16 protein-coding genes are annotated in these 13,326 nt (G+C 61.9%); all 16 read right to left on the reverse strand.

What is annotated here, in order from left to right:
* Positions 1-16 precede the first annotated feature (16 nt).
* Positions 17-457, reverse strand: coding sequence for a deoxycytidylate deaminase (locus tag AC0CW1_RS10615; RefSeq protein WP_488183025.1), 441 nt, complete (start codon positions 455-457; stop codon positions 17-19).
* A 423-nt stretch (positions 458-880) separates the two neighbouring features.
* The gene (gene upp, locus AC0CW1_RS10620; RefSeq protein ID WP_488183026.1) at positions 881-1,510 is read right to left on the reverse strand and encodes a uracil phosphoribosyltransferase; all 630 of its coding nucleotides are present in this window, start codon (positions 1,508-1,510) and stop codon (positions 881-883) included.
* Between the two features lie 58 nt (positions 1,511-1,568).
* Positions 1,569-2,816, reverse strand: a complete 1,248-nt coding sequence (locus tag AC0CW1_RS10625; RefSeq protein ID WP_488183027.1) for a serine hydroxymethyltransferase — start codon at positions 2,814-2,816, stop codon at positions 1,569-1,571.
* A 96-nt stretch (positions 2,817-2,912) separates the two neighbouring features.
* Positions 2,913-3,452, reverse strand: a complete 540-nt coding sequence (locus tag AC0CW1_RS10630) for a TIGR01440 family protein (RefSeq protein WP_488183028.1) — start codon at positions 3,450-3,452, stop codon at positions 2,913-2,915.
* The gene (gene rpiB / locus AC0CW1_RS10635; RefSeq protein WP_488183029.1) at positions 3,449-3,919 is read right to left on the reverse strand and encodes a ribose 5-phosphate isomerase B; all 471 of its coding nucleotides are present in this window, start codon (positions 3,917-3,919) and stop codon (positions 3,449-3,451) included. The genes AC0CW1_RS10630 and rpiB overlap by 4 nt, the downstream gene beginning before the upstream one ends.
* Before the next feature lie 148 nt (positions 3,920-4,067).
* Complete coding sequence (locus AC0CW1_RS10640; RefSeq protein WP_488183030.1) at positions 4,068-4,553, reverse strand: low molecular weight protein arginine phosphatase; 486 nt, start codon at positions 4,551-4,553, stop codon at positions 4,068-4,070.
* A gap of 17 nt (positions 4,554-4,570) precedes the next feature.
* A complete protein-coding gene (locus tag AC0CW1_RS10645; protein ID WP_488183031.1) occupies positions 4,571-5,221 on the reverse strand; it encodes a manganese efflux pump MntP in 651 nt (216 codons plus the stop codon).
* Between the two features lie 111 nt (positions 5,222-5,332).
* A complete protein-coding gene (locus tag AC0CW1_RS10650) occupies positions 5,333-6,496 on the reverse strand; it encodes an L-threonylcarbamoyladenylate synthase (RefSeq protein WP_488183032.1) in 1,164 nt (387 codons plus the stop codon).
* A gap of 101 nt (positions 6,497-6,597) precedes the next feature.
* The gene (gene prmC / locus AC0CW1_RS10655) at positions 6,598-7,497 is read right to left on the reverse strand and encodes a peptide chain release factor N(5)-glutamine methyltransferase (protein WP_488183033.1); all 900 of its coding nucleotides are present in this window, start codon (positions 7,495-7,497) and stop codon (positions 6,598-6,600) included.
* Positions 7,498-7,505: 8 nt separating this feature from the next.
* Positions 7,506-8,570: a peptide chain release factor 1 gene (prfA, locus tag AC0CW1_RS10660; protein WP_488183034.1), complete on the reverse strand. Its 1,065-nt coding sequence runs from the start codon at positions 8,568-8,570 to the stop codon at positions 7,506-7,508.
* Positions 8,571-8,599: 29 nt separating this feature from the next.
* Positions 8,600-9,571: a DUF1385 domain-containing protein gene (locus AC0CW1_RS10665; RefSeq protein ID WP_488183035.1), complete on the reverse strand. Its 972-nt coding sequence runs from the start codon at positions 9,569-9,571 to the stop codon at positions 8,600-8,602.
* Between the two features lie 55 nt (positions 9,572-9,626).
* Complete coding sequence (rpmE, locus tag AC0CW1_RS10670; protein WP_012282022.1) at positions 9,627-9,824, reverse strand: 50S ribosomal protein L31; 198 nt, start codon at positions 9,822-9,824, stop codon at positions 9,627-9,629.
* 111 nt (positions 9,825-9,935) lie between these two features.
* Entirely contained in the window at positions 9,936-10,796 is an 861-nt protein-coding gene (locus AC0CW1_RS10675) for a peptidoglycan DD-metalloendopeptidase family protein (RefSeq protein ID WP_488183036.1), read from the reverse strand.
* A 63-nt stretch (positions 10,797-10,859) separates the two neighbouring features.
* On the reverse strand, positions 10,860-11,324 hold the full coding sequence (locus AC0CW1_RS10680) for a DUF2062 domain-containing protein (protein WP_488183037.1): 465 nt from the start codon (positions 11,322-11,324) through the stop codon (positions 10,860-10,862).
* 104 nt (positions 11,325-11,428) lie between these two features.
* Entirely contained in the window at positions 11,429-12,412 is a 984-nt protein-coding gene (gene glpX / locus AC0CW1_RS10685; protein ID WP_488183038.1) for a class II fructose-bisphosphatase, read from the reverse strand.
* 263 nt (positions 12,413-12,675) lie between these two features.
* The gene (gene fsa, locus AC0CW1_RS10690) at positions 12,676-13,323 is read right to left on the reverse strand and encodes a fructose-6-phosphate aldolase (RefSeq protein WP_488183039.1); all 648 of its coding nucleotides are present in this window, start codon (positions 13,321-13,323) and stop codon (positions 12,676-12,678) included.
* Positions 13,324-13,326: the final 3 nt, after the last annotated feature.

The raw sequence follows: 13,326 nt of genomic DNA on the forward strand, positions 1-13,326 counted from the left end.
CCTCATCGATGGCCTGTTATGTCGTTGGCGCTTCCTCTGCCTCAGGTTGCCGTGGGATATGGACGACCTCGATCCAGGGCGCCCTGTGAAACCAATCGTGATCCGTAGGATAGTCTCGGGCAAAGACGACCCTGGTTATACCTGAAGAGATGATCACCTTCGAACACTCGGCGCAGGGCCGGTCAGTCACGTAAATCGTCGCGTCTTTCCGTTCCTCTGGCGAACACTCCATGATCGCGTTCACCTCGGCATGGATCGTCCGAACGCAGTGGTTGTTCCGCATCAGACATCCCTCATCGGCGCAGTGGGGCAGATGGGCAGGGCTGCCGTTATAGCCTGTCCCTTTGATCCGCTTGTCTTTCACGATGACAGCGCCGACGCTCCGCCGAGGACAGGTGCTGCGGGTGGAGACGGCGAAGGCGATGTCGATGAAATAGCTGTCCCAGTCTTTGCGCATGGAAATCCCCTATCTTTTGCGGCTTTCTCGAAAAAGACCTGCGAAACATTTGCGTAAATCGGGTCCTATTGGCTCCGCTCGCTAAGGGCTGCGCGGCTGCTCGCTCGGTTGCTCCGCGGGCGCGCCAAACCTCTGGGCTTTTCTGCATGTGAACCATGGCGCGCTTTTCCGCTGCGCAGCCTGCGCTCGCGACGCCGCTCCGCCCAAACCGCTCGCTGCGCCAATAGGCCCAGCTTTACCATGTGTTTGCTATAGGTCCTACATGATATGCATCAAGAATCGCCCAAAAACGACTAAAAATCTTCTGCAAATAAGCCCACTCTTAATGATAGCGGGCTTTTTCATGCATCGCAACGGTGCTTTCCAAAAAAGACCTTTGCCTGGAAAAATCATTCCAGGCAAAGGTTCTTTTGATTACTTGGGTTATTTCGTTCCGAAGAGGCGGTCGCCAGCGTCGCCGAGGCCGGGGACGATGTAGGCGTGGTCGTTCAGGCAGGGGTCGAGGGCGGCGGCGAAGATGTCTACATCAGGGTGGTCCTGTTCGACGCGCGACACCCCTTCGGGGGCGGCGATGAGGACGACGAGTTTGATGTGGCGGGCGCCCTTCTGTTTGAGCAGGGTGAGCGCCGCCGACGCCGAGCCGCCTGTGGCGAGCATCGGGTCGATGACGATCATGTCCCGCTCGGCCACATCGGGAGGGAGTTTGCAGTAGTACTCGACCGGCTCCAGCGTCTCCGGGTCGCGGTAGAGGCCCACATGGCCCACCTTGGCCGCCGGGATCAGCTTCACAAAGCCGTTGATCATGCCCAGGCCGGCCCGCAGGATGGCCACGACGCCCAGTTTTTTGCCGGCGAGGACCTTCGTTTTCGTCACGGCGACGGGGGTCTCCACCTCGGCCTCTGCCAGGGGCAGGTCGCGGGTGACTTCGTAGGCCATCAGCATGGCTACCTCTTCGACCAGTTCCCGGAACTCTTTGGACCCTGTGTTTTTCGAACGGATGAAACTCAACTTATGCTGGATCAACGGATGATCCATGATCACTACCCTGGCCATGTCAGTTCCCCCCGGTGTTCATTTGATCGAGCGTTTCATGGTGCGGTGGCGGCGGGGATCAGGCGTACAGCGGGAAACGGGCGCAGAGCGACTCCACGATGGCAACGGCTTTTTGCATGGCCGCTTCGCTGCCGTCAGAGAGGCATTGATGGATCGCTTCCGCTACCTGCTCCATCGCTGCTTCGTCCATGCCCCGGCTCGTGGCGGCCGGTGTGCCGACGCGGATGCCGCTGGTGACGAAGGGGCTCTGGGGATCGAAGGGGATGGCGTTCTTGTTGACGGTGATGCGGGCCTCGTCAAGCCGTTTTTCCGCTTCCTTGCCGGTCAACTGCTTGTTGCGCAGGTCGATGAGCATCAGATGGTTGTCGGTGCCGCCCGAGACGAGTTGGAATCCGCGCTCGGTCAGCCCTTTGGCAAGAGCGGCGGCGTTGGCGACGATCTGCTTCTGGTACGCCATAAACTCCGGCGCCATGGCTTCTTTGAAGGCGACTGCTTTGGCGGCGATGATGTGCATGAGCGGACCGCCCTGCAAACCGGGGAAGATGGCCTTGTCGATCTTAGCGGCCCACTCCTTTTTGCAGAGGATCAGACCGCCGCGAGGGCCCCGCAGCGTCTTGTGGGTCGTCGTGGTGACAAACTCGGCATAGGGAACGGGCGAGGGGTGCAGTCCTGCCGCCACGAGACCGGCGATGTGGGCCATGTCGACCATCAGCATGGCGCCCACCTCATCGGCGATGGCCCGGAAACGGACAAAATCGAGCTCGCGGGGATAGGCGCTGGCGCCGGCGACAATCAGCTTCGGCTTTGTTTCCCGGGCGATGCGCGCCACCTCGTCATAGTCGATCCGGCCCGTATGTTCATCGACACCGTAGGCGACGAAACGGAAGTATTTTCCCGATATGTTGACGGGAGAGCCATGGGTGAGGTGTCCGCCATGGGCGAGGTTCATGCCCAGGACGGTGTCGCCCGGTTCCAGGCAGGCGAAATAGACGCCCATGTTGGCGTTGGCCCCCGAGTGGGGCTGCACATTGGCGTGCTCGGCGCCGAAGAGCGCCTTGGCCCGTTCGATGGCCAGCGTTTCCACCTGGTCGACGAATTCACAGCCGCCGTAGTAGCGTTTTCCCGGATACCCTTCGGCATACTTGTTCGTCAGCACGCTGCCGGCCGCCTCCATGACGGCTTCGCTGACGAAGTTCTCCGAGGCGATCAGCTCGATGTTGTTCCGCTGGCGGTTCTTTTCCCGGTCCATCGCAGCCGCCACTTCCGGGTCGACCTGGTGCAGATGTTTCCATTCACTCACGATCATGGTGCCTCCCATACATTATTTTTTCTTCAGGCTATGCTTTTTCCGGTGGTTGCGCCGATTCTCATGAAACCCGTGGGAGACGCCTTCGAGCCGCGTTCACAGGTAACAGGCCCGTTCCCCGCCGATCAGTTTCGGCCGGGTCCGGGCTGCTGTCAGTCGCGCTTGGCCGATCTGGCGGATCGACAGGCGGACAGGCACAGCGACGGCTCTCAGGTGCATGCCGATCAGCGTCTCGCCGATGTCCATGCCGGCGTGGGCGCGGATCGCCTCGACAACAACAGGCCGGTGAAAGTGTTCCATCGCCTGGGCCGCCAGGGATCCGCCGGCTTTGGCCACAGGCCGGACGGAAACTTGCTCCAGTTCCCGGTACAACCTCAGGATCTCCTCTTCAACGACGAGGGCGCGGTTCAGATGCTCACAGCACTGGATGGCCAGGTGGACGCCCCTGGAGGCGGTCACTGAATGGAGGGCGGTCACGATCGCCTCAGCGACCGCTTCCGACCCCTTTGTGCCGATGGCAGCGCCGATCACCTCGGAGGTGCTGCAACCGACGACCAGGATCTGCTCCGGTTGCAGGTTCGCCACCTGCGCCAGTTCAGTGGCGGCGGCGGTCACCTGGGCCCCGATGGCGGTCATTCCACCGTCCCCTGCCCCTCGATGGCCCGCAGCTTGTCCACCCGCCGGGCGTGCCTGCCGCCGGCAAAGCTCGCCGAAAAAAAGGCCGCCACGATGTCCCGAGCCAGGCCGGGGCCGACCACTCTGGCCCCTAAGGCGAGCACATTGGCGTCATTGTGCTCCCGGGCCATGCGGGCCGAAAATGTGTCTCCGCACAAGGCGGCGCGGACGCCGGGCACCTTGTTGGCGGCGATGGAGATGCCGATCCCGGTGCCGCAGATGACGATGCCGAAGTCGGCTTCGCCGAGGATGACCTTCTTGGCCACCTTCAGGCCGTAGTCGGGATAGTCGACAGACTCCTCGGAAAAGGTTCCCATATCGATGACCTCCGGCTTGGCGCCGGGCAGTTCCAACTCCTCCGCCAGAAAGGTCCGGATCTCCTCTTTCAGCCGGAACCCGCCGTGGTCGCAGCCGATGGCGATTTTCATCCTACTCACTCCAACCGCGTCTTTTTCTCTCTGTGGTAAATCCTTCGAATCGATGAGGGTAACTCCTAAAGCAGTCATATTTCGACATGGAATCGCTTATCCCTTTTCATTACGTCAAAACACGATAAAAAAACATCGCTGACCGCTGTCAAACGATGTCCCGCTCCCCCTTTTTATCGAGGGTGTCCACGATCCGTTCCAGGGCCTTGCGCAAGGCGCTTTCAATCTCTCGGGCATTCCGCGCATAGGCATGCTCATCCAAGCCAAAGGGATCGGCAACATCCCCGCTCCCGCCGGCATACTCCTTCAAGGTGAATACCTTGGCCGCCGCTTCCGGCGCCATCTGAAGGACGCGGTCGCGGTGACTGCCTGTCATGGTCAGCACCAGATCCGCTTCTTGGATCAACTTTTCATTCAAGGGTGTAGAACCATGGGTTTCCAGGTTCAAACCGCGCTCGGCCATCACTTTGCGGGCCTGGTTGGACGCAGGCGCGCCGGGCCATGCCGATGTGCCGGCAGAAGATACGCGGACCCGCCCTCCTTGGCCCATCTCGGCAAGCAACGCTTCGGCCATCACCTGGGCCATGGGACTGCGGCAGGTGTTGCCGGTGCACAGGAACAACAGATTGAACATGGTATCCCTCCGGTACTTCAGCCGGGAGTCGCACCCCCAAGCAAAAGCTTAATCCCAATGCCCAACAAAATCAAGCCTCCCGCCAGTTGGGCCGTCGCGCCGAGCAACCGGCTTACCTGCTGTCCGATCAGGCACCCGGCCACGGTCATCATCCCGGCGACGACGCCAAAGGTCATGACCGTCGGAATCAACTGGGTCCCCACCGTGCCCAGGGAAAAGCCGACACTCAAGGCGTCCATGCTGACGGCAGCGCCAATGACGACCAATCCCCAGAGGGTCGGCGCAAAGGACCGTCCCCCGGCGATGGCACCGGCGCCGATGGTCGCTCCGCCCCCTCTCACGCCCAGGGCGCCGCCGTGGCGCGGCGCCCCGCTCGGCAGAGAGGCAGGCCCCCCCTGCCTCTCCTTCCAGGCGTGGTAGATCATCCGTCCGCCCAGAAAAAAGAGTACCGCTGCGCCGATAAAACTGGCCAGACGCCCCACGATCAGGCCGAGGGCGTTCCCGGCCAAGATGCCGAACCAGGGCATAAAGATGTGAAAGAGCGCCACAACGAGTCCGAGGATGAAGGCGTCACGGCGACGCACCCCTTCCATGCCGATGCCGAGGGCCATGGAAAAGGCGTCGGCCCCCAATCCCACAGCGAGCACACCCAAGGTCCAGTACTCCATTCCCCAACCTCCACTTCGCCGGAAATTGCCCGGGGCCATGGGAAGCCAAGCCATGTTTAGTTATATGCCTTGGAAAAGGGGACGAGAAGAACCGCTTTTTCTATCGCTTTTTTATGCCGGCCAGCAGCGCCCGCCGGCCGCTTTTTCCAACCGGTTCATCAGCGCCCAGCCGATGCCTGCGCTCGGATAGGTCTCGGCGATAATCGAGACGACAGTTGTCTGATCAAACGAGCGGATCGCCCCAAAGAGTTGCCGGCTCACCGTAGTCAAGTCTTCCCGAGATCCGGTCAGACGAACCACCCATTTCTCCCCTGCTTCTCCGTGGCGGGTCTCCGAAAGGAGCGGCTTGATCCTGCGGAAGGTCTCTTCCGAGATCAGCAGTCCCATCGGACCGTCGCCATCTTTGAGCGCAGGGGCAGGCACATCGTCACTGCCATCGCCCTTGATCGGCTCGGAGAGCCGCCGGCAAAGCGAATCAACCTGTTCTTCCCAACTCCCTTGCAGCAGGTAGAGGGGGGCTCTCGGCGCATAGTGAACATACTTCATGCCCGGGGAGGGAGGGACAAGGCCGTCCACAGCAGCGGCGTTCGGAGCGAGGGGCTCCAGCGAAAGGGCGGTTTGCACAGGGATGCCGAGCGCCTCGATCATCTCCCGTGTGACGCCGCCTGGGCGCAGGATCACCGCCGCATTGCCCGTGGCGTCGACGACCGTCGACTCCAACCCAAAGTCACAGGCCCCCCCATCGACGATGCCGTCGATGCGCCCCGAGAGGTCCTCGCAAACATGCTCCGCCATCGTCGGGCTCGGCCGGCCGGAACGGTTGGCCGACGGGGCAGCCACCGGCGTCCCTGCCTCCCGGATCAGCGCCCGGGCGACCGGATGGGAGGGCATCCGGACAGCCACCGTCGCCAAACCGGCCGTCACCACAGGAGGAACCTGCGGTGAGGCCGGCAGCACTAAGGTGAGCGGTCCCGGCCAGAAGTGTTCGGCCAGATGTCGCGCCAGGTCGGGGAAATCGACGGTCAGCGCCGCAACCTCGTCCATGCCGGCGATATGTACGATCAGGGGATTGTCGGAAGGCCGCCCCTTGGCGGCAAAGATCCCCGCCACAGCCGCCCCGTTGAGCGCGTCAGCGCCCAGGCCGTACACCGTCTCCGTCGGAAAGGCAACCAAGCCGCCCTCTCGCAAGCAGGCGGCCGCCTCGCGAAGCGCTCCCGGCGACACCGTTGCGGGATCAACGCGCCAGATTTTCGTATCCTTCGATTCTGCTGCCATGTTACTGCGATCCCTTCGTTACAGATAAAAAACGGTTTCGTATTAGGATATCCTGCCCGTCACAATTTCGCCCCTATACCTTGACGTTTGCGAAGGGGGATTCAAGGCTTGCTCGCTGCCCGGTATACCCCGGTCACCACTCGATCATGGCCCTGCCCGTCATGAATGACCCGCACCTCATCAAAGCCGTGCGCTTCCAGCAATCCAGCGACATCCTGTCCTTGGTTGTAGCCGATCTCCAAAGCGATAAACCCACCCGGCTCCAGGACAAGTCCGGCCTGGGACGCAAGCCGCCGATAGAGGTCGAGGCCGTCTTCCCCGCCGTCGAGGGCCAGTGACGGCTCAAAAGCGGCCACCTCTCGCTGCAGCGACGGGATGTCCCCCGACGGAATGTACGGGGGATTGGAGAGGACCGCCTTCAGGCGGATGCCGGCGCCGATGACCGGTCCCAGCAGGTCCCCCTGGGCAAAACGAATCCGCTCGGCCACGCCGTGCCGTTCCGCATTTTGACGGGCGACGGCCAGGGCCGCCTCCGAGAGGTCTGTCGCCACCACCTGCAACTGGGGATTCTCCCGGGCCATCGCCACGGCGATCGCCCCCGAGCCGACGCCCACATCAGCCACCCATGTCGTCACCGTCCTGTCGGGCCGACCCAGCAGCGACAGCGCCGCCTCAACGAGCAGCTCTGTTTCCGGACGGGGGATGAGCACCGCCGGTGTGACCGTAAAATCGAAACCCCAAAACTCCTGCCGTCCCGTGATGTATTGCAAAGGACAGCCGGTCAGACGTCTCTCCACCAGTTCCCGCAACGCTTCCGCCTGTTCCTCGGAAAGGCGATCACGCAGCGCGGCCAGCAGGCCCGCCCGGCCGATGCCGAGTCCGTAGGCGAGCAGCACCTCCGCCTCCAGGCGAGGTGATCCAATACCCTCATGCGTAAAAAAAGAAACCGTCGCCTGCAGAGCTTCCCCAACAGTCGCCGGCTTCCATTCGAATCGATTCATCTCTCTCTTTACTCCATCGTCTTCATCTTTTCCGCCTGATCGGTCGTGATCAAGGCGTCGAGCACTTCGTCCAGATCGCCGTCCAGGATCGTCTCGAGGCGGTGCAGCGTCAGGCCGATGCGGTGGTCGGTCACCCGGCCTTGCGGGAAGTTATAGGTGCGGATCCGCTCGGAGCGGTCGCCGGAGCCGACCATGGACTTGCGTACGCTGGCCAGTTCCCCGTGCTGCTCCTCCTGAGCCTTTTCGAGCAAGCGCGCCCGCAGGACCCGCATCGCCTTCTCGCGGTTTTTGAGCTGCGACTTCTCATCCTGGCAGGAGACGACGATGCCCGTGGGCAGGTGGGTGATCCGCACGGCAGACTCGGTCTTGTTGACGTGCTGGCCGCCGGCGCCGGAGGAACAGAAGACATCGATGCGCAGTTCGTTCGGGTTGACCTCGATCTCCACCTCTTCCGCCTCAGGCAGCACGGCCACCGTCGCCGCCGAGGTGTGGATCCGTCCGCTCGACTCTGTCGCCGGCACACGCTGCACGCGGTGGACGCCCGATTCAAACTTCATCTTCGAGAAGGCGCCCTGGCCTTCGACGAGGACGATGACTTCTTTGAAACCGCCAATGTCGGTGTAGTTCGCCGAGAGCAGTTCTGTCCGCCAGCCCTGCCGGTCGGCGAACCGGCTGTACATGCGATAGAGGTCGCCGGCAAAGAGGGCCGCTTCCTCGCCGCCGGTGCCGGCGCGAATCTCGATGATGACGTTTTTCTCATCATTGGGATCCTTCGGCAGCAGCAGGATCTTCAACCGCTGTTCCAGTTCCTCTTTGCGGGCCGAGAGTTCGTCCAGTTCCAGGGAGGCCATCTCCTGCAACTCCGGATCGGACTCATCGAGCATCGCCCGAGCGTCGTCGATGCCCTGCAGGACACCCTTATACTCCCGGAAGGCCTCGACGATCTCCGTCATCCCAGCCTGCTGCTTGGCATGGCGCTGCCAGCGCGTCTGGTCGTTGATGATCTCAGGGTCGCTGAGCAACTGGGTCAACTCTTCGTATTTTTGTTCGATAATTTCCAATTTATCGATCATCGGTGTTCACCTGTCACATTTCTTTTGTCTTAGCCGGCGCCGCCTGGCAGACTGCAAACGGCTGCCGGTTCCTCTTTCCGCGGCCCTTGCTGACCCTGGGCCAACCCGTCTCTGACGACAGCCTCTCGGGACTGGGACGCCGCTGTCTGAGGAAGCACTGCCTGAAGCGCCCGGATGGCCACCTCGACCTGCTTGTCGTCGGGCTCCCGCGTCGTCATCCGCTGCAGCCAGAGGCCGGGCTGGATGAAGAGGCGCATCAACCAGAAGCGGGGATAGCGCCCGGAGAGCTTGATGATCTCATAGCTGATCCCAGCGACAAAGGGCACGAGCCCCAACCGGTAGGTCACCTTCCAAAAGAGCGTCGCGTCGGGAAGCAGCGAAAAGGCGAAAATCTTGATGACCATGACGAACAACAAGAAACTGGTGCCGCAGCGCGGGTGCAGCGTCGTCTGGCGCTGGGCGTTGGCCACCGTCAGCTCTTCGCCCGCCTCATGGGCGTGGATCACCTTGTGTTCGGCGCCATGGTATTGAAAGACCCGCTGGATGTCGGGCATCCGGGAAATAGCGGCGATATAACCGAAAAAGAGAGCGATCCGGACAAACCCTTCGATCACGTTTTGCAGAAAGAGGCTCGGCACTACCTGACGGGTCAGGTGGGCCGCCGCCGTCGGCAAAAAGATGAATAGACCGGCGCCCATGATCATGGCCACGCCGATGGTGACGGCGATCTCCCAGGGGGTGAGTTCCTCTTCCTCCTCCTCGGTCGCCTTGCTGGCGGAGAAGGAGAGCGCCTTCACTCCCAGGATCAGCGCGTCCAAAAGCGCCCCCGTGCCACGGAGGACCGGGGTTTTCATGAGGGCGCCGTTCATCCACGATGCCACCGGCTGCTTCTCGATGACGATCTCGTCATTGGGGCACCGGACGGCGATGGCCATGTCATCGGGCCCACGCATCATGACACCTTCAATGACGGCCTGGCCGCCATACTGAAATTTCCCCATTCACTTCTCCCCCGATAGAAAAAGAGCAGAGCTTGTGCAGGCTCTGCTACGCAGTTTATAGACCGTACTTTTTCTTGAACCGATCCACCCGGCCGCCGACTTCCACTGTACGGCTTTTACCGGTGAAAAAAGGATGGCATTTGGAGCAAACGTCCACTTTAATTTCTTTGCGGGTCGAAGTCGTCTCAAAGGACTCGCCGCAGGCGCAATGCACTTTGGCCCGGTGCACTTGCGGATGGATGCCTTCCTTCACAGGGCTCACCTCTTTCTCCAAGACCGGAACGCGGGCCCGGTCAGACTATGGCTCTCAGTAACAAAGGAGATTATACCATAGCCCGTACCAGGGCGCAAGAAGAATGATCCATTAGACGCTCGCGGCGCTGCCGCGCAGATAGGCTGCCGGGTTGACGGCCCGGCGGTCGAGGCGAACCTCGAAGTGCAGGTGAGGGCCAGTGGCCACGCCGGTGGCGCCGACTTGGGCGACCGGCTCTCCCCGCTCGACCTCATCGCCTTCCTGGACGAGGAGCTTACTGCCATGGGCGTACAAGGTGACCACCCCATAGGGATGTTCGATGATGACCGTCCGCCCGTAGATGGGCTTCCAGCCACTGAAGACGACCCGGCCCCGCTGGGCGGCCCGGATCGTCTCCCCCCGGTCGCCGGCGATGTCGATCCCGTGATGGAAAGAACCCCTGCGCGGGCCGAAAGGAGACGTGACGGCGCCGTCAAGGGGCGTCACCATCGACGAGAGAAGGGCGCCTCTCGATGGCAGGGACGGCCGCGCGCCGGAATCGGTAGCACGGCTGTCCCGGACGGCGAGAGTGCCGGCCGGAAGGCGCAACGGTTGACCCGGTTGCAGCAGACCCGTTTTCAATCCATTCAGTTCCTTCAACTGGCTGACGGTGATGTCATAGATGCGGGCGATGCCGTAGAGCGTCTCGCCGGAGGCGACGCGGTGCAAGGGCCACCTTTCGTTACTTCCCTCCGAAAGGCTGTCGGTAAGATGGTGAACGCGGCTGTCTGATGCAAGCGGATCCTGCCCATAAAGACGTCCGCCCGTCTGCGTGGTCCCTTCCAGTGTCAGGTCCCCTTTCAGGAACCGCCACAGGTCCATTTCCGCAGCAAAACCGGGACCGGGCAGGAGAAGGAAAGACAGGCTGAGCGAGAAAAGGAAGAGACGGAAGACCCCCCCAGGGCGCCCGCCGTCTCTTTGTATCGGGGTCATGAAATTGAATCACCTCAGAATGGTCAGCGGTCCATCTGGTATTCTAACCGGAAACCGCCTCCACTATTCGAGGTTCGTCTGGAGCGCCCGCTTGGCGAGCCGGCGCTGGTTTGCCCAGTGCAGGACAGGGAAGTAGGCGACCACATAGGAGAGGACCATGTTGATGGCGCTGCCGGTGATAAATAAGAGGCCCATTTCGCGCCAAAAGTGTCCATGCCAGAGGCTGCCGCCGCCAGCATGGTGCATCGGCTGTCCCCAAACGAGTGATCCGACAGCCAAGTTAGCCGTGATGAACAAGGGGATCGCCCATTTGAACAGGACCGCCGTGATTACCGCTGCCGCCCGGTTGCCGCGAAAAAGCGCGGCGAAGGCCCAGGCGGCAACCAGTCCCAGTCCGAAGAAGGGGCCAAAACCGGAAGCGAATCCGAGGGCGACGCCCCGGGCCAGCGGTTCTGGCTGGTCTTTGAGCCGCCGCAGCCGCAGATAATGAAAGCGGAAAAATCGCTTAACCTGCATCCCTGTTGTCAACGGAATACCTCCCACTTTCATGAAGACGATGCGACCGGGGAATCTCCCAAAAGACCTCCCAGTGAACAGGCCCCTCTGCCTTTCCCGGTTTCAGGAGCCGCTCCCTATCCTTGCGCTTCGTTGCGGCCCCAGCCGAAATGGGGCTTCCGATCCAGCCTATGGAGCGCATTGATGAATCGAACCGTGCCTGTGCGCCCGCGGATGACGACCGTATGGGTGAGCGCGCCCTGGGCGGTGTACTTGACGCCCTTGAGCAGGCTGCCGTCGGTGATCCCGGTGGCGGCGAAGATCACGCCATCACCGCGGACCATGTCATCGAGGAGGAGGATTTTGCGGGGATCCTCGAGACCCATGGAAACGCAGCGCGCTTCTTCCTCCGGTGTTTCCGGGCAAAGGCGTCCTTGCATCTCGCCGCCGAGGCAGCGGATGGCGGCGGCGGCGATCACCCCTTCGGGAGCGCCTCCGATGCCCATCATGATATCCACGCCAGAATCGGGGAAGGCCGTCGCAACAGCAGGCGCCACATCCCCATCCAGGATCAGATGAATCCGGGCGCCCGCTTTCCGGCAACGGGCAATCATTTCGGCATGGCGAGGACGGTCAAGGATGACCACGCTCAGTTCATCGATCTTTTTGCCGAGGGCGTCGGCGACATTCTTTAAGTTATCCTCAACAGGCGCATCGAGATGGATGCGGCCTACCGCCGCCGGCCCGACAGCGATCTTGTTCATGTACATGTCAGGGGCATGGAGCAGGCATCCTCGGTGAGCCGCCGCCAGAACGGAGATGGCGCCGTTCAAGCCTTTGGCGACGATGTTGGTGCCTTCGAGGGGATCGACAGCGATATCCAAATCGGCCTCACCGCCGGCGCCGACCTTCTCGCCGATGTACAGCATCGGCGCTTCGTCCATCTCCCCTTCGCCGATCACGACAAACCCGTTGATGCTGACCGTGTCGAACATGGCGCGCATCGCTTCGGTGGCCGCGTCATCAGCGGCATGCTTGTCCCCCCGTCCCATCCAGCGAGCCGAAGCCAAGGCGGCTGCCTCAGTGACGCGGGCAAACTCAAGAGCCAGTTCCCTGTACATCCTGTTTCTCCTCCCCTTCTGGCGCAGCGCCGCCCTGTTCTCAGCGTCAGCATGACTCAACTTCCCCAGAAGCCGACGATGAAGGGGCGATGCGCGCGCCGCCCGCTGATCGATCCGACCGGAATCGTCAGCAGGATGCCGCTCCGCGCTGCGGAGCAATGATTTTTTGTTCATCAAGAAGCGAATCAATGGGAAAAAGCGGGCCGGCCACTTCCGCCGGCCCGCGCCGCAACGCTGGTCCGCCGCCGCGATGCCAGCGGAGGTTATTTATCTTTCACCGATTCCCAGTCTTTCAAGAAGCGCTCGATCCCCAGATCTGTCAAGGGGTGCTTGATCATCTGCGTGAGGACTTTGAAGGGCACCGTGGCGATAGGGGCGCCGGCGCGGGCCGCAGCGCTCACATGGACGGGATGACGGATGCTGGCGGCGATGATCTCCGTGGCGATGCCATGGATGTCAAAGATCTCCACCATTTCCCGGAGCACGTCCATGCCATCATGGCCGATATCGTCGAGGCGACCGACGAAGGGGCTTACATAGGTGGCGCCGGCATTGGCCGCTAACAAGCCCTGGTTGGCCGAAAAGATGAGCGTCACATTGGTGCGGATGCCTTCCTGGGCCAGCCGCGCCGTCGCCGACAAACCGGCGGCGCACATAGGGATCTTGATGACGATGTTGGGGTGGATCTGGGCCAGTTCTCTCGCTTCAACGACCATCCCCTCAGCATCAGTGCTGATCACCTCGGCGGAAATCGGTCCATCGACGATGGCGGCAATCTCCTGCACCACTTCACGAAAGTTGCGCCCCTCTTTGGCGATCAGCGACGGGTTCGTCGTGACGCCGTTGATCACCCCGAGACGATTGGCTTCCCGGATCTCGTCGATGTTGGCGCTGTCCAGAAAAAAGCGCATCGT

The sequence above is a fragment of the Heliomicrobium sulfidophilum genome (genome assembly GCF_057715735.1).